Genomic DNA, 18,318 nt, shown 5'->3' on the forward strand with positions numbered 1-18,318 from the left:
GGCAGATTCCGGCACCGGATTCGATGCGTTTCCGGGCGCCGTGCACGACGACGGCGCCCTGGCTGCGGATGCAGGGCGCCAGGGTGCGCCGGGCTTTGCGGGCCTCAGGTTGCTGCCGCCGCGGCACCTCCATGCCGAGGCGCCGTCGCTGACGCCCGATCAACAGGCGGCTGTTGACGTGGCCCAGGGGTCCGGGCCGGTGCTGGTTCCGGGAGCGCCCGGAACGGGTAAATCCACTGTCCTCATCGAAGCGGCAGTCACACGGGTCTCCCGCGACGGCCTGGATCCCGAACGGATACTGATCCTGGCTCCCAGCAGGCTCGCGGCTGATTCCCTCCGGGACCGGTTCACGGCCCGGCTCGACAGAAGCCTCAGCACCACCCCCGCCCGGACGTGGGCGTCCTATGCCTTTGACGTGATCCGCCGGGCCAAGGCCGAGGGTGTGCTGCCGCTCGCAAGGCCGCCCCGGCTCCTTTCCGGACCGGAGCAGGACCTCATCATCAAGGAACTCCTTGAAGGCCACCGCCTGCCGGGACTGGAACTGCCCTGGCCTGACGATCTCGCAGGAGCGCTGGAAACACGGGGTTTCCGGCACGAGGTGCGCCAGCTCTTCGACCGCGTTATCGAATCGGGCCTGACCGCCGGTGACCTCGCGGACCTTGGCCGGCGGTGCGGCAGGCCGGACTGGTCGGCTGCCGCGGCTCTGTACGCCGAGTATCGGGATGTCCTTGACCTGCGGATGCCTGAGGCTTTTGATCCTGCCGGCATCATTACAGCTGCCCGCCAGGTCTTCCAGGATGCCCCGGATTTCCTCGCCGCCGAGCGTGCGCGGCTGCAGCTGATCGTGGTGGATGATGTCCAGGAAGCCAACCCCGCTGTCTTCGAGCTGCTGGCGGACATCGCCCGTGGGCAGGACTGCTACGTGGCCTCGTCGCCGGACACAGTAGTCCAGGGGTTCCGCGGAGCCCGGCCGGACCTGGTCGCGGAACTGCCGGGGCTGCTCGCACCGGGCATTCCGGTCCTGGAACGTCCGCTCCGATATGCGCACAGGCACGCCCCTGAACTGACCGAAGCGTGGCTGGGGGTTGCGGGCCGGATTTCCCAGCGGGCCGGAGGACAGTTGGCCAGGCAGCTCGAGCCGGTGCAGGGCCGGCCGCACGGAGCGGTGGAGGCCCACCTTGTGCCGTCCCCAGTGCACGAGCTCAGGTACGTTGCCCAGCGGATCCTTGACCAGCACATCAACCACGGCCGGGACCTGTCCGAGATGGCAGTGATCGTGCGGAACGGGGCGCAGGTCAGTGAATTGCAGCGGTATCTGTCCGGCCAGGGGATTCCCGTCCGTGTTCCGGTAGCGGAATCTGCCGTCCGGGATGAGGTCGCAGTGCGTCCGCTGCTGGATGCCTTCGCCGTTGCCCTCGATCCTGACCTGCTGACCCCCGAAACGGCTGTATCCCTTCTGACGTCGCGGGTGGGGGGCGCCACCTCCATCGAGTTGCGCCGGCTGCGGCAATCATTGAGGCGCGAAGAGCTGCTGGGGGGAGGCGGACGCGCCAGCGATACCTTGCTCGTTGAGGCCCTCCTGGAGCCCGGTGCCCTGTCCACCCTTGGCCTGGAGGGTCGGGCCGCACGCCGCACGGCACGCATGATTCAAGCCGGCCGCCAGGCCGCCGCCGAACCGGGCGCCAACGCCGAGTCAGTGCTCTGGGCATTGTGGAACTCCACCGGCCTGGCTGCCGCCTGGACCGAGACGGCGCTCGCGGGCGGACCGCACGGAGCCCGCGCCGACCGCGATCTCGATGCCATGATGGCGCTGTTCCACACAGCGGAGCGCTACGTCGACCAGGTGCCCGGTGCCGGACCGGAGCAGTTCCTGGAATACCTGCTGAACCAGGAACTCCCCATGGACACACTGGCTGCCAGGGCCCAGGTGGATGACGCCGTCGAGCTCATGACGCCCGCCAGCGCAGCCGGAAGGGAATGGCCGGTAGTCCTGGTGGCCGGCCTCCAGGAAGGTGTGTGGCCCAATACCCGGCTCCGCGGCGAGCTTCTGGGCAGCACCCTCTACGCCGATGCGGTGGAGCATGGAGTTGACTATGCGATGCAGCGGGACCCGCTGAGCCGGCTCCGGGATATCCGCTACGACGAACTGCGCAGCTTTTCCACGGCCGTGTCCCGGGCACGTGAACTCCTGATCTGCACCGCCGTCTCCTCCGAAGACGATCAGCCGTCTTCGTTCCTGGACTACGTGGCTCCGCTGGATCCGGGCCAGGAAGGCAGGGCATTCACACCGGTGGAACGTCCCATGACCCTGCGGGCACTCGTGGCCGAACTCCGGCAGTATGCCCAGCTGGACGGAAGGCATGAAGCTGAGGCTGCTGAAGCGGTGAAGGTCCTCGCGGGGCTGGCCGCTGCGGAGCCGCCGGTCCCCGGTGCGCATCCGGACAGCTGGTGGGCATTGCCGCCGCTGACGTCGTCCGCAGCTGTGGTTCCGGCCGGCGGAACGGTGTTTGTGTCGCCGTCGAAGGTGGAGACAGTCCGGAAGTCCCCGCTTGACTGGTTCGTGCAGGCCGCCGGAGGTGAGGCCGCCACCGACTTCGCCAGGAGCCTGGGCACGCTTGTCCATGCCATCGCCCAGGAACTTCCGGATGCATCGGGGGCACAGTATGTGGCCGAGCTGGTCCGCCGCTGGCCGGCCCTGGGCATGAAGGACAACTGGGAGGGCCGGCTGGATTACCAGCGCGCGGAAGCGATGGTGCGGAAGCTTGCCCAGTACGTGCTGGTGATGAGGAGTGAGGGCCGGAGCCTGCTGGGCGTGGAACAGGACTTTGATGTGACCCTCCCGGAGGTGGCTGTTGATGATGGCCCGGCCCGGGCAGCGGTCCTTCGGGGGCAGGTGGACCGCCTGGAAATCGACCGTGAAGGCAGGCTGGTCATCGTGGACCTCAAAACCGGTAAGCGCCAGCCGGGCAAGGCGGAGCTGTCCGCTCATCCGCAGCTTGGCGCCTACCAGGCTGCGGTCCTCGCAGGGGGCTTCGACAACGGGGAGGGCAGTGCCCCAAATATTCCAGGCGGCGCAGTCCTTGCCCAGCTGGGGACCGGGGCCAAGAGTCCCGCCATCCAACAGCAGGATCCGTTGGATCCGCAGGAGAACTGGGCCATGGACATGGTGACGGAGGCCGCTGCCGTGATGGGCGGCAGCACATTCGAAGCCAGGCATGACCCCTCCAAGGGGAGCCACGGCGGCCATGGCTGCCGGCTGCCGGAAGTGTGTCCTTTGTGCGTGCGGGGAAGGCAGGTTACGGAATGAGCCCGGATCCAAACGTGGACAGGCCTGGTGTTCCCGAACCGCGGTTCACCCCGGAAGAGCTTTCCGGGCTGCTGGGGGAGAAAAACGTTCCCACGCCGGAGCAGTCCGCCATCATCAGCTCACCGCTGACGCCCCGGCTGGTCATCGCCGGCGCGGGGTCGGGCAAAACAGCCACGATGGCTGACCGCGTGGTCTGGCTGGTCGCCAACGGCTGGGTACGGCCGGAGGAAGTACTGGGCGTGACGTTCACCCGGAAGGCCGCCGGCGAACTGGCCTCGCGGATACGCGCAAAGCTGGCATCCCTGCAACGGTTGGCCGGCCAGGACGGCGGGCTCCGGTTGTTCCCTCAGCAGCCGGTCTCCAGCGATTCGCTGGAACCCAAGGTGTCCACCTACCATTCCTTCGCCAGCGGCATCGTGTCCGACTACGGGCTGCGGCTCGGCGTGGAACGGGACGTGGTCCTCCTCGGCGGCGCGCAGGCGTGGCAGCTGGCCAGCGAAGTGGTGGAAGCATACGACGGCGAATACACCCACTTCCGCGCTGCGAAATCCACCCTGGTCAAGGCCGTTATCCAACTCGCCGGCGAATGCGCGGAGCACCTCCAGGAGCCCGAGGACGTGGAAGCCTGGCTGATGGCGCGGCTTTCGGAGTTTGAGTCCCTTCCGTATATGGCAGACAAAAAGAAGAACCCTCCCCAGGCGGCGGCCGAGCTTGCCGGGATGCTGCGCACCCGGGCCAGCGTGGCGGACATGGTGGGCCGCTACGCGGCGGCCAAGCGGGCGCGGGGAGCGCTGGACTTCGGCGACCTGGTGGCGCTCGCAGCCAAGGTGGCGCAGGATGTTCCCTTGGCGGCACAGATGGAACGGCAACGCTACAAAGTGGTGTTGCTCGACGAATTCCAGGACACCTCGTACGCGCAGCTGGTGCTGTTTTCGCGCCTCTTCGGCGGCGGCCATGCGGTGACTGCGGTGGGCGACCCGAACCAGTCCATCTATGGTTTCCGCGGGGCGTCGGCGGGGCAGCTCTTCCATTTCGTCCGAGAGTTCCCAGTGCGCACCGGACCTGCGGATGCACCCGGGAACTGGGCTCCGGCACCCACGTCCTACCTGACCACAGCCTGGCGGAACGGGCGGTCCATCCTGTCGGCAGCAAACGTGATGTCCGAGTCCCTGGGTAAGGCAGCCGCAGCGCGCGGACCGGCCGGCGGGGGCAGCGCACCCGGCGGAGGCGGGACGGCAGCCGCTGACGTCCCGCCATTGCAGCCCAGCCCGTACGCCGTCGACGGCACTGTGGTCCTGGGGCGGTTCGGCACCGATGTGGACGAAGCGGCCGCAGTGGCGGACGACGTCCTCAAGTACCGGGTAACGGACTTTGAGCTGAAGCCGGACGGTACGCCCGTGCCCCCGGCCATCGCCGTGCTGTGCCGCCGCCGCGCCCAGATGGAAACCGTCCGGCGCCAGTTTGAGGCACGTGGTATCCCTTACGAAATCGTGGGGCTTGGCGGACTCCTGGACACCCCGGAGATCGTAGACCTGGTGGCCACCCTGCGTGTCCTCGCAGACCCCGGCCGATCCGATTCCCTGATGCGGCTCCTTGCCGGTGCCCGCTGGCGCATCGGTCCGGCTGACCTGATGGCCCTGCGGGACTGGTCCAGCCAGTTGGCGCGCCGGCGCGGGCAGCCGGCCGTGCAGACTGGTAACGATCGGTCCATGAACGAGCAGCCCGACGACGGCAGCGACGCCGTCCTTGAGGGGGACTTGACGGACGGTGCCAGCCTGGTGGAAGCCCTGGACTGGCTGCCGCGGGAGGGGTGGACGTCTGCCCACGGCCGTTCGCTCAGCGGTGCCGCGCGCGGCCGGCTTGCCCGCCTGTCGGCCGAGCTCCGGCAGCTCCGGGGCTACCTCGGCGATGACCTCACCACCCTTTTGGGTGAAGTGGAGCGCGCCATGCTGCTGGACATCGAGGTGGCGGCGCGGCCGGGCATCAGCATCCACCAGGCCCGCCGCAACCTCGATGCGTTCCAGGACGCAGCCGCCGGGTTCCTGCGGACGTCCCAGCGGGTGGATATCCTGGCTTTCCTGTCGTGGCTGGAAGCTGCGGCTGCGGAGGAAAACGGGCTGGAAGCGCCGGCCTCCGACGTCAACCGCGAAGCCGTGCAACTCCTCACGGTCCATGCATCCAAGGGCCTGGAATGGGACGTCGTTTTTGTTCCGGGGCTTAATGCGGGGGCCTTTCCCAGCGACAGGGACTCCCGCTGGAGCAGCGGCTCGGCCGCCCTGCCCTGGCCGCTCCGTGGCGACAGGGCAGATCTTCCGCAGTGGGACCTCGACCAGCCGGACCAGAAGGGCTGGCTGGACGCGGAAAAGGAATTCAAGGCCGCGGTCCAGGCCCACGGGGAATCGGAAGAACGCCGCCTTGCGTATGTGGCGTACACCAGGGCCAAGCACGTGCTGTGGGTATCGAGCTCCGCGTGGGTCGGATCCCGGGCAGGGCGGGCGGACATGTCGCCGTTCCTTGCCGAGCTCGAGCCGCTGGCAACTGTTGCTGGCGGCAAGGCTCCTGCCGCGGTAGTCCATCCGGCGTCGCAGGATGAAGCTTCCCTGCCGGAGTCCAGCCCGCTGACCCTGGAGACGGAAGTTGCCGGCTGGCCCTACGATCCCCTCGAGGGCCCGGTGGATCCGCGCACAGGGGACCGCCTGCGCCTGTCCTCCGGACGGCGCGAGGCCATGGAGGCCGCAGCAGCCAAGGTGCTCGCCGCACTGGAACACCACGGACAGGAGCCTTCTACGGCTCTCGGCGGGGCGGCGCAACAGGACGGTGACACATCCGAGAGCAAGCAGCTCAGCGGGGTGGCGCGGGGATGGGCACGGGAAGCAGCGCTGCTGCTGGAACGCCGGTCCAGGAGGTCCGCCGGCCGCGATGTGCACCTTCCGGGCCACATCTCCGCCTCCACACTGGTGGAGCTGCGGGAGGACGCAACTGCAGTGCTGGGGAGGCTCCGCAGGCCCGTGCCGCGGGAACCCGGGATGTCAGCACGGAAGGGAACGGCCTTCCACTCATGGGTGGAGGAATACTTCGGCGCTGCAGGCATGCTCGACTTGGACGAAGCTCCCGGTTCCGATGACCACATCGACGCCGCCTATGACCTGGACGCCATGGTGGCAACGTTCAAGGCGTCCCCCTGGGCAAACCGGTCACCGGCCTTTGTCGAAGTGCCGGTGGAGACGCGCGTGGGAGATGTTGTGGTGCGCGGGCGGATTGATGCAGTGTTCCGCGATGCCGACGGCAGGTGGGACCTGGTGGACTGGAAAACCGGACGGCGGCCCTCCGCTGGCGCACTGAAGACGAAAGCCGTGCAGCTTGCCGTGTACCGGCTGGCCTGGGCGCGGCTGAAGGATGTACCGCTGGAGGAGGTGCGGGCCGCCTTTTTCTACGTTGCAGACAACGAGGTGGTAAGGCCACACGATCTCGGATCAGCCCGCGAGCTGGAGCGGATCGTCAGCGCAGCCCTCAGTCCTTCGGCGCCGCCCTAATTCCTGGTGGGATCGACGATGGAGATCGCCGCCGTGGACGTATCGTCCGGCCCTGCAGCGGCTTCAGCTGTGGTGCCAGGATCCTCCTGGCCCCGGTCGCCGTTGTCCTTCCCGGCCCCACCGTCAACGGCGGCGTCTGCGCTGGCAACCCCGGCCGGCGGCTCCACCGGAATAGGGGTGACGTGGACCGCCGGCAGGACCGGGGCGGGGACGGGCAGCGGCACCACCGTAACGGAGGGCACCGCACCGGCTGGACCGGCGTCGGCCGCCCTCACCACAGGCTCCGGCCCGGCAGCCGGGGCAGCGGTACCGCCGCCAACCGGGGCGGTCGCCGCGGGCTGCGGCTCAACACTGATGGGCTGCCCGCCGTACTCTTCGATGTCCCGGGCCAGGGTTGAAAGCATGTCCTCAGCCTCAGCGATCATGCCGCTGTCATCCGAGGCGATGCCCTTCACGAGGTACTGGGCCAGGGCGAACTCGGCGGACAGCGCTGCGCGCCGAAGCAGATGGTTATCCGGGGTATCCCTGCGGCTGGAAGTGTAGGCATCCAGCACCGCATCAACAAAGTCCTGCTCATTGGAGGCAACGAGCCAGGCGAAGTCATCAGCCGGATCGCCAATCCTCAAGTCGGTCCAGCCGGTCACGGCGGTGACCCGCTGGCCTTCCACCAGGAGGTTGTCCTCGTGGAGGTCGCCGTGCACCACGCTGGGGTTGAAGCGCCACAGCGACACGTCTTCGAGGGCATGTTCCCAGCGCAGCAGCAGGGCCGGCGGGATTTTTCCGGTGGTGGCGGCCTGGTCCAGTTCATTGAGCCGGCGCTGGCGGAACTCGTTGGGGGTGTAGACGGGCAGGTCGGCATTGCTGACCAGCGAACGGGGAAGGTCATGGATGGCAGCAAGGGCCACACCGATTTCGCGGGCCAGGACATCCGGCCCGGCGGTGAGTTCCTCGACGCTGCGCGTGCTTCCGGCCAGGTGCGAATAGACAAACGTGCTCAGGGTCCCCAGCCGCACACTGCCTGCCACAGTGGGCATCAGGAAGGGAAGTTCGGCACGGATGCCCGGAGCAAAGGCCCGCAGCACAAGAAATTCCGTTTCAAGCCTGGCGCTGGCCTCTGCATGCCGGGGCGAACGGACGCGCCAGCGCTTGCCCTCGGAATCGAGCAGCAGGGCGGAGTCGAAGTCGGCGGGATCATCCGGCGCAGAGCTAACGGCCGTTGGGGTCAGTCCGGGGACTGCCGCTGTTGCTACGGCTGCCAGTTCAATCGGTTTTCTTCTCACTGTTCCACGGTAGATTGCGCGCAGTCCAAGACCCCGGTCCGGGGACGGCGAGTCTTCAGATAGAGTCCAAATCCGGTCAGGCCAGGCAGCCTGGAGCAGCAGGCGGCCGCCCCCAAATATCCATTTGTCGGTCCCAGTCAGTACGGTGGACACATGAGCCACGCGGAGTCTGCCACACCGGTCCACCTCGGCAAAGCTGCCCGGCTGCCGGCGAACCACCTGATGGACACGGTCCTCCCGGTGCCGCCTGCGCTGGTGGACCGCGGATCGGTGGCCCGGGCACGGCCGGGAATGGTGGAGGAACTCCTTGCCGGAACGGACACCAAGGCGGTGGTCCTTTCCGGCCGGCAGGGCCTGGTCCACGATGGGGGACTGTACCTGCCGAACGCCCGCGAACTGCACGCTGCCCTTGCCGCCGCAGATGCGGCCCCACAGTTGACGGTCTACCTGGGCTCAGCCCTGCCGGACTCGGAGCTTCCCCCTGGAACCGAGTTGCTGCTGTTCGTCCTGCCGGAGGCAGTGGAACCGGGGACGGCCGGGATTCCTCAAAATGCTGCCTGGGCAGGCTTCCGCGAGGTGGCCGCCGGCCTCACCCCCACAGACACGGCGCTTTTTGTCGAAGCCAGCGCCATCACCAACTGGCACGCCACCCATACGCACTGCCCGCGCTGTGGCACCCCCACAGACGTCGAGGCGGGGGGATGGGTGCGGCGCTGCCCGGCGGATTCCTCCGAGCACTACCCGCGGACCGATCCTGCCATCATCGTCACCGTCGTGGGCCCGGACGGCCGCCTGCTCCTGGGCGGCGGCGGAGCACGTGATGCAAAGAACTTTTCCACGCTCGCAGGTTTTGTGGAGCCGGGGGAGTCCCTGGAACAGGCCGTGGTCCGGGAGATCCACGAAGAAGTTGGGGTCAGGGTAACTGCGTGCCAGTACCTTGGCTCGCAGTCGTGGCCGTTCCCGGCCTCCCTTATGCTTGGATTTACTGCCGTCACCGAAGACGCCGTGGCAACGCCCGACGGCGTGGAGGTCACCAGGGCGCGCTGGTTCACTCGGGAGGAACTCCAGGAAGCCGTGCTCGCCGGCGAGATCACCATCTCCAGCCGGTTGTCCATTGCCCGCTCCCTCATCGAGCATTGGTTCGGCGGACGCATTCAGGACCTGACAGGCGCCTGAAGCATATCTACCCATCAGACTCCAGCACGCGGTAGTCGAGACGAAAAAGCAGCAAAGTGACTACACAGAATTTTGACAGCGCAGCATCGCTGGAGGACCGTATCCTCGGCGGCCTGGACGCCGAACAGCGCGAGGTGGCCAGCACACTGAACGGGCCGCTGTGTGTCCTTGCCGGCGCCGGCACCGGCAAGACCCGCGCCATCACCCACCGCATCGCCTATGGTGTCCACTCGGGGGTCTACACGCCCCAGCGGCTGCTGGCCGTAACCTTCACGGCGCGCGCAGCCGCTGAAATGCGCAGCCGGCTGCGCGACCTCGGGGCAGGCAACGTCCAGGCCCGCACGTTCCACGCCGCGGCACTGCGCCAGCTGCAGTTCTTCTGGCCGCAGGCCGTTGGCGGGACACTTCCCAACCTGCTGGACCACAAGGCCCAGATGCTCGCCGAGGCTGCCCGCCGGCTGCGGTTGAGCACGGACAGGGCGTCCATCCGTGATCTTGCCTCGGAAATCGAATGGGCCAAGGTCTCCATGCTGACCCCCGCCAACTACCTCGAGAATGCGCAGGACAGGGGCACCCCCGGAGGGTTTGACCTCACCGCCGTGGCCCGGGTCTTCCAGTCCTATGAGGACGTCAAGACAGACCGCAATGTCATCGACTTCGAAGATGTCCTGCTGATCACCGTGGGCATCCTGCAGGAGGACGAGAAGGTTGCTGCCACCGTGCGCGAGCAGTACAGGCACTTTGTGGTGGATGAGTACCAGGACGTCTCCCCGCTGCAGCAGCGGCTCCTTGAGCTTTGGCTGGGCGGCCGGGACGAGCTGTGCGTGGTGGGGGACGCTAGCCAGACCATCTACTCCTTCACAGGTGCTTCGCCGAAGCACCTGTTGGACTTCAAGGCCCGTTATCCGCAGGCCAATGTAGTGAAGCTGATCAGGGACTACCGCTCCACTCCGCAGGTAGTGAAGCTCGCCAACGATCTCCTCGCCGGCAGGCGCAGCGGCGGCCCCGTGGCCGACGCCGCGTGGGCAGCCCCTCTGCAGCTCGTGGCCCAGCGTCCCGCCGGGCCTGCGCCGCAGTTCACCGAGTGCTCGGACGACGAAGCGGAAGCCGCAACTGTTGCGCAGAAGATCAAGGCATTGCTCGACGCCGGCACCCCGGCCAGCGAGGTGGCGGTCCTTTTCCGCACCAATGGACAGTCCGAGGCCTACGAACAGGCCCTCGCCGCTGCCGGCATTGGCTACCAGCTGCGCGGGGGAGAGCGCTTCTTTGCCCGCAAGGAAGTGCGCGACGCCATCCTGCAGCTGCGCGCGGCCACCCGCGCCGTCTCCGCTGAGGCTCCCGACCCGCTCGGCCAGCTGGTCCGCGATATCGTGGCCTCGCTCGGCTACACGGATTCACCGCCCCACAACGGCGGTGCACTCCGGGAACGCTGGGAGTCCCTGGCGGCTCTGGTGGCTCTCGCCGATGAACTCGTCCAGTCGCGGGGTCCGGAGTTCGGGCTGGCTGAATTTGTGAACGAACTCCAGGAACGCTCGCTGGCCCAGCATGCCCCCACGGTGCAGGGCGTCACCCTGGCTTCCCTGCATGCCGCCAAAGGCCTGGAGTGGGACGCGGTATTCCTGGTGGGACTCAGCGAAGGGCTCATGCCCATCTCCTTCGCCGACTCGCCCGAAGCAGTGGATGAGGAACGCCGGCTTCTCTACGTGGGTATCACCCGGGCCCGCGAACACCTCTCCTTGTCCTGGTCCACGGCCCGCACCCCCGGCGGCCGGGCCAACCGCAAGCCCTCCCGGTTCCTTGACGGGCTGCGTCCCGATTCAGTCGCCAGCTCCAGTGCGCGCGGGAAAGGCCCGGCACCGCGCCGCAAGGCTGCTGCCCCGGCAGTCTGCAGGGTTTGCGGCAGCATGCTCAGCACGGGCGCCGAGCGGAAGGTGGGGCGCTGCAACTCCTGCCCCCCAAGCTACGAGGAACAGACCTTCGAGGCCCTGAGGACGTGGCGTCGTGAAACGGCCCTGTCCGCCGACGTACCCGCCTTTGTGGTGTTCACCGACGCCACGCTGACAGCAATTGCCGAAGCAAAGCCATCCTCACTGGAGGAACTCGCTGCACTTGCCGGTGTAGGACCGTCCAAGCTGGAACGCTACGGCGAAGACGTCCTCCGGGTCCTTATCGAAAGCACATCGCTGTGATCACCACAGCGGACGGCGCTCCCGTTGAAGTCCGCCGCTCTGCCCGCCGCACCAGGACGGTTGCCGCTTTCTGGGAAAACGGGACGGCAGTGGTGGCCATCCCGGCGCGGTTCACGGCCGCCCAGGAACGGGAATGGGTCCAGCGCATGCTGGCCAAGTTGCACAAGCAGGGGGAGCGCCGCGCAGCCTCCGGCCGGAAACGCCCGGCCTCGGATGCGGCCCTGGCCGCGCATGCCGCCCAGCTGTCCGAACGGTACCTCGGCGGGCGGTCGAAGCCGGCGTCGGTGCGGTGGGTCAGCAACCAGAACTCCCGCTGGGGGTCCGCCACCCCGGCGGAAGGCACCATCAGGCTTTCGGACAAACTGCGTCCCATGCCCCAGTGGGTCATCGACTACGTCCTGCTCCACGAGCTCGCCCACCTCCTGGTGGCAGGGCACAACGCGGCGTTCTGGAAGCTCCTCGAGGCCTATCCGGAGACGGCACGGGCGAAGGCCTTCCTGGAAGGTGTGTCCTTCGCCATGGCACGCGGGCTCAAGGACAGCGGGACGCCGGATGTTGCCGGCGCCGCCGGACCCGCGCAGGCGCCCTGGTCCGGCGAAACGTTGTCCGGCGAAACGAGGCCCGGCGAAACCTTGTCCGGCGAAACGTGGACGGACGACGCCGACTAGGCCGGCTTAGCTTTTCGGCGCACCGTCGGGGCCATCCTGGCCGCCCTGCCCACCTTCGGCTCCGCCCTGCCCACCTTCGGCTCCGCCGTCGGACTCAACGTCACCGCCGCCGTCGGCCGCCCCGCTGTCGGGCTCTTCGGTCCCGTCGGCCGGGGTAGCGTCAAACCCGCCGCTCAGCAGTTTCTGCAGGGCGTCGTCCACTTCGCTGTCACTGGCCTCGGCCAGCTTGCGGCGGCCGCTGAAGCCCTTCGGATCGTCCAGGTCCTCAGCGGTGGGCAGGAGGTCGGGGTGGTGCCAGATCGCGTCCCGGCCTTCAATGCCGCGTTCTTCCTTCAAAGTGGCCCAGAGTGTTGCGGCCTCCCGCAACCGGCGGGGTCGGAGTTCCAGCCCCACCAAAGCGGCGAAAGCATGCTCTGCCGGCCCGCCCGTGGCCCGGCGGCGCCGCACGGTTTCGCGCAGCGCACCGGCGGACGGCAGCACCTTGTCCGTGGCCGCGGCGGTCAGTTCGTCCACCCAGCCTTCCACGAGGGCCAGCGCCGTCTCGAGCTTCTCCAGCGCCTGGTCCTGGGCAGGCGTCCGCTGTGGCATAAACACGCCTTGCGACAGGGCTTCCTGGATGCCCTCCGGATTGCTGGGGTCCAGGTCCCGGGCCAGTTCTTCAATCCGGGACGTGTCGATGTGGATGCCGCGGGCGTAGGCCTCGATCGCGCCCAGCAGGTGGCCCCGGAGCCAGGGGACCTGGACGAAGAGCCGTGCGTGGGCAGCTTCCCTGACGGCGAGGAAGAGCCGGATGTCGTTTTCGGGCAGGGAGAGCCCTTCGCCGAAGGCGGCGATGTTCACGGGCAGAAGGGCCATTTCAAGGTCGGCAAGTGGTACGCCGATGTCGGTGGAGCTGACCACGTCCTGGGAGAGGGCTCCGATGGCCTGTCCCAGCTGCATGCCGAAGATCGCGCCGCCCATGTTCTGGAGCATGGATGATGCCCCGCCCATCATGGATTTCATTTCCTCAGGCATCTGCTCCGTCATGGCGGAGGAGAGCGCGTTGGCGATGCTGTTTGCCACCGGCTCGGTGAGCCTCTTCCAGGTCCCCAATGTGGCCTCGACCCATTCTGCGCGGGACCATGCCCGGCCGATCAGGCCGGTGGCGGGAAGATCGGTGACGGGGTCGAGCCACAGCTCCGCGAGCCGCAGCGCCTCGTCCACCTCTCGGGACTGCTGTGTGGTCACGGACGGATCGGCACTGGATGCTGCCACCCGCCGGGCATTCTCATGGGCAAGCTGCCAGTTCACGGGCCCCTCGGACGGCGCGCTCATCATGGCCTGCACCTGGGAGAACATCTGGGCCAGCAGGTTGGGGTCATTGGGAAGGCCGGCTGCCTTGGCCAGTTCGGCGGGGTCGAAATTCTCCATCCCCTTGCCGCCCATCAGGTTTTGCAGCATCTCGGTCAACGGGTCCTTGGGGGTATCGTCGCCGTTGGACGGATTAAGTGGGTTAGAGGTCATGATCCCGCCGATCGTCGGTGTGACTGGTGCTCAACCTTCACGGTACCCCGGTGCCGGTCGGCTGTCTGCCGCACCGCGTTACCGTTCGCTGTAGGCAAAGAACTGCCGCCGCCGGGCACCGCGTAGTGTTGGTCCAGTGACTACAACCCGTGGCGGCCACCCTTCAGAGGACCACGCTGCCGACCTCCAGCCCGGCCCCTGGCAGGCGGAAAAAGATGAGTACGACGCCGGCCGCGCACCTGAGGGTGCGCCGTCAGGACAGTTCCCACCCGCCGACGCGGGACTCACTGAACCGGCCCGCCGGCATCCAAAGGTCTCCGCTATGATGGTGGCCGGCATGGCCGCCCTCGGCCTGGGCATTGCCGCGGGAACACTGCCGGTGCCCTATGTCATTGAATCTCCCGGCCCCACATTCAACACGCTGGGCCAGAACCAGGGAAGCCCTGTCATCAGCGTCACCGGCCGGGAAACCTATCCGGCGGCCGGAAACCTTGACCTGACCACCGTCTACGTCGACGGCGGTCCCAACGGGCCGGTGAGCATCCTGGGCGCTTTCTCCGCTTGGCTTGACCGTTCCAAAGCGGTGTATCCCGTGGAAATGATCTATCCCACGGGCACCACCAAGGAAGAGGCGCAGGAGCAGAGCTCGGTGGCCATGACCACGTCACAGGAGAACGCGGTGGCGTCCGCCCTTAATGAGCTGGACATTCCCTTCGGGCAGCAGCTGCAGGCGGCAGGGCTGTCCAATGACTCCGCCGCGGCCGGGAAGATCGAGCCGGGGGACATCCTCAAAACCATCAACGGCAAGGAGATCACCTCCCTGGCCGTCATCCAGGAGGAACTGGCGGCAGGAAAAGGCGCGCCCGCCACAGTGGTGGTGGAACGGGGCGGCCAGGAGGTCAGCCAGGCCATTACGCCCAAGGACAACGGCGAAGGCCGCTTCATCCTTGGCGTGATGCTCAAATACCTGTTCACCTTCCCCTTTGACGTGAAGATCTCGCTGGACAAAGTGGGAGGGCCCAGCGCGGGGCTCATGTTCTCGCTCGGCATCATCGACACCGTCACCCCGGGCGACCTGACCGGCGGCAAACACATTGCCGGGACCGGCACCATCACCCCGGACGGAACTGTGGGCCCCATCGGCGGTATCGGGCAGAAGATGCAAGGGGCACGGTCCGGGGGAGCCACGCTGTTCCTGGCCCCCGCCGCCAACTGCGGGGAAGTGGTGGGGCATGTTCCGGACGGCCTGCAGGTGATAAAGGTCGGGAACCTCGCAGAGGCGAGGCACGCCGTCGAACTCGCCGGGTCCGGCCAGGACACGTCCGGCCTTCCGGCGTGCACAACCAACTAGACTGGGCAGGAACTAAGCTCTACCGCCACTCGTGGCAATTATGACGGCTGAACCAGCGTTTGACCGGTAAGGACGTCGCTCGCACGCACGCTACGCATCATCTGACCGACCAGCTATGAGGTACCGAGTTTGTCCCGACCCGCCAGCACCATGTCCACAGGTAAACCCCCTTCAAGACGCGGCGCGCTGACGCCCACCCTGATCGTTGTTGCCCTGGTGGTTGTGGGCTTCATCTTCTTCGCAAACGTCTGGACCGACGTCCTCTGGTACCGCCAGCTCGGCTTCATCGAAGTGTTCGTCACCGAGAACCTGGCCAGGATCGGCATTTTCCTGGGCGGATTCGCCGTGATGTTCCTGGCAGTCTTCTTCGCCATCCGCATCGCATACCAGTCCCGTCCGGTGTACGCGCCGGACTCTGAAATCCGGGACAACCTCAACCGTTACCAGGCACAGCTGGAACCGGTCCGCCGCGTGGTGATGGTGGGCCTGCCCGTCCTCTTCGGCCTGTTCGCCGGCAGCGCCGCCGCCAGCCAGTGGCAAAAGGTCCTCCTCTTCTTCAACCAGGAGCCCTTCGGCGAGCAGGACCCGCAATTTCACCTGGACATCAGCTTCTACCTGATGACCCTGCCGTTCCTCGGCTTCATCACAGGATTCCTGATCAGCGTGGTGGTCATCGCCGGAATCGCCGGAATCCTCACCCACTACCTGTACGGCAGCATCAGGCTCATGGAGCGGGGCATCTTCACCAGCCGCGCCGCCCAGATCCACATCGCCGTCGCTGGTGCTTCTTTCCTGGTGCTCCTGGGCATCAATTTCTGGCTGGACCGTTATTCAGCAGTGCAGAGTAACGGCGGCCGCTGGGCCGGTGCCCTCTACACCGACGTCAACGCTGTCATCCCCACCAAGGCCATCCTCGCCGTGGCAGCGGCGCTGGTTGCCATCCTGTTCATCGTCGCCGCGGTCATCGGCCGCTGGCGCCTGCCCGTCATCGGCACCGCGATGCTGGTCATCACGTCCATCCTGGCCGGCGGTGTCTACCCCTGGGTGATCCAGCAGTTCCAGGTGCGTCCGTCGGAAGAGACACTGGAAAAAGAATTCATCCAGCGCAACATCGACAACACGCGCAAGGCTTACGGCCTCGATGCCATCCAGGTGAACCGGTATGACGCCACCAACACCGCCAGCACCGGAGCCCTCGCACCGGACGCGCAGACCACGGCCAACATCCGGCTGCTGGACCCGAACCTGATCTCGGACGCTTTCTCGCAGCTGGAACAGTACCGGCCGTATTACCAGTTCCCCGACGCCCTCAACGTGGACCGTTACGAAGTGGACGGCAAGATCCAGGACACTGTGATCGCGGTCCGTGAACTGAACCCCACCAACGTGGCCACCAACCAGCAGGGCTGGCTGAACCAGCACGTGGTATACACCCACGGCTACGGTGTGGTGGCAGCCAAGGGCAACAAATTCACCGTGGACGGCAAGCCGGACTTCCTGCAGTCGGGCATTCCCTCAACTGGTGTGCTCGGTGATGATTCGACCTACCAGCCCCGGATCTACTTCGGTGAGTCATCGCCGGAATACTCGATTGTAGGCGGCCCGGACGGTGCCCCGGCCCGTGAGCAGGACAGGCCCTCCGGCCGCGAAGGGGAGGGGGAGACCCAGTACACCTTCGAAGGCAACGGCGGCCCCAACGTTGGGACGTTCTTCAACCGGGTGCTTTACTCCATCAAGTTCCAGTCCTCGGACCTGCTGCTCTCGGACGGCGTCAACGCTGAGTCCCAGATCCTGTATGACCGCAATCCCCGTGAGCGCGTGGAGAAGGTGGCCCCCTACCTGACCGTGGACGGGAACGCCTACCCTGCCGTGGTGGACGGACGCGTGAAGTGGATCGTGGACGGTTACACCACCAGCCAGTACTACCCTTACTCGCAGCAGGAGCAACTCTCCAACGCCACCGAGGATACGCAGACCACGTCGGGACGCGCCGTCGCGCTGCCCAACAGCACGGTCAACTACATCCGCAACTCGGTCAAGGCCACGGTGGATGCCTACGACGGCTCGGTCACCCTGTACGCCTGGGATGACCAGGACCCGCTGCTGAAGTCCTGGCAGAAAGTGTTCCCCTCGTCGCTGAAGCCGTATTCGGAGATGTCGGGCGATGTGATGAGCCACGTCCGGTATCCGGAGGACCTGTTCAAGGTCCAGCGCCAGCTCTTGGGGCAGTACCACGTCACTGATCCATCCAGCTTCTACAAGACCAACGACGCCTGGAGCGTGCCGGCGGATCCCACCGTGGACACCGACGTCAAGCAGCCGCCGTTCTACATGTCGCTGCAGATGCCGGACCAGGACAAGCCCGCTTTCCAGCTGACGTCGTCGTACATTCCACAGATCGTCAACGGAAACGCCCGCAACGTTCTTTACGGCTTCCTTGCTGCCGATTCCGATGCCGGCAACCAGGCCGGCGTGAAGGCCGACAGTTATGGCAAGCTGCGGCTGCTGCAGATTCCGCCTGAGATCCAGGTCCCTGGCCCCGGCCAGGCGCAGAACAAGTTCAACTCCGATCCCACTGTGTCCCAGGCCCTCAACCTGCTCCGCCAGGGCGCATCGGACGTGCTCAACGGCAACCTGCTGACGCTTCCTGTCGGCGGCGGCATCCTTTACGTCCAGCCGGTGTACCTGAAGTCCACCGGTGAGACGTCCTACCCCACGTTGCAGCGCGTCCTGGTGGCCTTCGGCGACAAGGTCGGTTTTGCCCCCACCCTGGATGAGGCGCTGAAGCAGCTCTTCGGTGGCGATTCCGGAGCAGCCGCAGGCGACTCGGACAACAACGGCCAGACGCCCGCCGAACCTGGAGCACCTCCGGCTCCGGCAGGAGCGGACGCCAAAGCTGAGCTGAAGGCTGCACTGGACGAAGCGAACGCTGCGATCAAGGCCGGCCAGTCCGCGCTGGCCGGTGGCGACTTCGCCGGCTACGGCGAGGCACAGAAGCGGCTTTCGGCGGCCCTGGACAAGGCCGTGCAGGCTGAGGCGAAGATCCCTGTGGCCGCGCCTGAGGCCACCCCGGCCCCGGCGTCCTCGGCGACACCGGAAGCCACGCCGTCGCCTTCGCCGGGCAGCTGATGGACGGGTACTGATTCCGACGACGGCAGCCGGCACCCGCTCCTTTCGGAGCGGGTGCCGGGCCGGCGAGACGGAGATCACGCCCTCCCGATTTGGCCTGCTGTTCACCTCCCGGTAAAGTAGTTCTTGCGACGCGGGGTGGAGCAGTTCGGTAGCTCGCTGGGCTCATAACCCAGAGGTCA

9 protein-coding genes are annotated in these 18,318 nt (G+C 66.9%); 7 read left to right on the forward strand and 2 right to left on the reverse strand.

Annotation, left to right across the window (positions count from 1 at the left end; all coding sequences use genetic code 11):
• Nucleotides 1-58 precede the first annotated feature (58 nt).
• Both QRN11_RS13525 and QRN11_RS13530 read left to right on the forward strand, forming a co-directional pair.
• On the forward strand, nt 59-3,307 hold the full coding sequence (locus tag QRN11_RS13525) for an ATP-dependent helicase (protein ID WP_502935034.1): 3,249 nt from the start codon (nt 59-61) through the stop codon (nt 3,305-3,307).
• Entirely contained in the window at nt 3,304-6,840 is a 3,537-nt protein-coding gene (locus QRN11_RS13530; protein ID WP_285251385.1) for an ATP-dependent helicase, read from the forward strand. The genes QRN11_RS13525 and QRN11_RS13530 overlap by 4 nt, the downstream gene beginning before the upstream one ends.
• Here the strand turns inward: QRN11_RS13530 and QRN11_RS13535 are convergent.
• Nucleotides 6,837-8,120: a macrolide 2'-phosphotransferase gene (locus tag QRN11_RS13535; RefSeq protein ID WP_142059398.1), complete on the reverse strand. Its 1,284-nt coding sequence runs from the start codon at nt 8,118-8,120 to the stop codon at nt 6,837-6,839. The two genes, QRN11_RS13530 and QRN11_RS13535, sit on opposite strands and share 4 nt — an antisense overlap.
• Before the next feature lie 153 nt (nt 8,121-8,273).
• Here QRN11_RS13535 and nudC point away from each other — a divergent pair, with 153 nt between their 5' ends.
• Genes nudC through QRN11_RS13550 form a run of 3 tightly spaced genes read left to right on the forward strand, consistent with a single transcriptional unit; the run spans nt 8,274 to nt 12,153 of the window.
• Nucleotides 8,274-9,296 carry an NAD(+) diphosphatase gene (gene nudC / locus QRN11_RS13540; protein ID WP_285251386.1) on the forward strand — a complete coding sequence of 341 codons (1,023 nt, stop codon included), beginning with the start codon at nt 8,274-8,276 and terminating at the stop codon, nt 9,294-9,296.
• Nucleotides 9,297-9,352: 56 nt separating this feature from the next.
• Nucleotides 9,353-11,485: an ATP-dependent DNA helicase UvrD2 gene (locus tag QRN11_RS13545; RefSeq protein ID WP_285251387.1), complete on the forward strand. Its 2,133-nt coding sequence runs from the start codon at nt 9,353-9,355 to the stop codon at nt 11,483-11,485.
• The gene (locus tag QRN11_RS13550; protein WP_285251393.1) at nt 11,476-12,153 is read left to right on the forward strand and encodes a M48 family metallopeptidase; all 678 of its coding nucleotides are present in this window, start codon (nt 11,476-11,478) and stop codon (nt 12,151-12,153) included. The genes QRN11_RS13545 and QRN11_RS13550 overlap by 10 nt, the downstream gene beginning before the upstream one ends.
• 6 nt (nt 12,154-12,159) lie before the next feature.
• Here the strand turns inward: QRN11_RS13550 and QRN11_RS13555 are convergent, their stop codons facing one another.
• Nucleotides 12,160-13,656, reverse strand: a complete 1,497-nt coding sequence (locus tag QRN11_RS13555; protein ID WP_285251388.1) for a zinc-dependent metalloprotease — start codon at nt 13,654-13,656, stop codon at nt 12,160-12,162.
• A 136-nt stretch (nt 13,657-13,792) separates the two neighbouring features.
• Between QRN11_RS13555 and QRN11_RS13560 the strand changes: the two genes are divergently transcribed.
• Together QRN11_RS13560 and QRN11_RS13565 are read left to right on the forward strand one after the other, a co-directional pair.
• Nucleotides 13,793-15,007 (forward strand): YlbL family protein, encoded by a 1,215-nt coding sequence (locus QRN11_RS13560; protein ID WP_502935033.1) that lies wholly within the window; start codon nt 13,793-13,795, stop codon nt 15,005-15,007.
• A 150-nt stretch (nt 15,008-15,157) separates the two neighbouring features.
• Nucleotides 15,158-18,136, forward strand: a complete 2,979-nt coding sequence (locus QRN11_RS13565; protein ID WP_142059407.1) for a UPF0182 family membrane protein — start codon at nt 15,158-15,160, stop codon at nt 18,134-18,136.
• Nucleotides 18,137-18,318 lie beyond the last annotated feature (182 nt).

Source organism: Pseudarthrobacter sp. fls2-241-R2A-168, assembly GCF_030209335.1.
Classification (GTDB): domain Bacteria; phylum Actinomycetota; class Actinomycetes; order Actinomycetales; family Micrococcaceae; genus Arthrobacter.

What these genes read in the sequence shown, in the direction of transcription:
- nudC (WP_285251386.1), top strand. Translation starts at nt 8,274, where the DNA reads ATGAGCCACGCGGAGTCTGCCACACCGGTCCACCTCGGCAAAGCTGCC.
- QRN11_RS13565 (WP_142059407.1), top strand. Translation starts at nt 15,158, where the DNA reads ATGTCCACAGGTAAACCCCCTTCAAGACGCGGCGCGCTGACGCCCACC.
- QRN11_RS13555 (WP_285251388.1), bottom strand. Translation starts at nt 13,656, where the DNA reads ATGACCTCTAACCCACTTAATCCGTCCAACGGCGACGATACCCCCAAG.
- QRN11_RS13530 (WP_285251385.1), top strand. Translation starts at nt 3,304, where the DNA reads ATGAGCCCGGATCCAAACGTGGACAGGCCTGGTGTTCCCGAACCGCGG.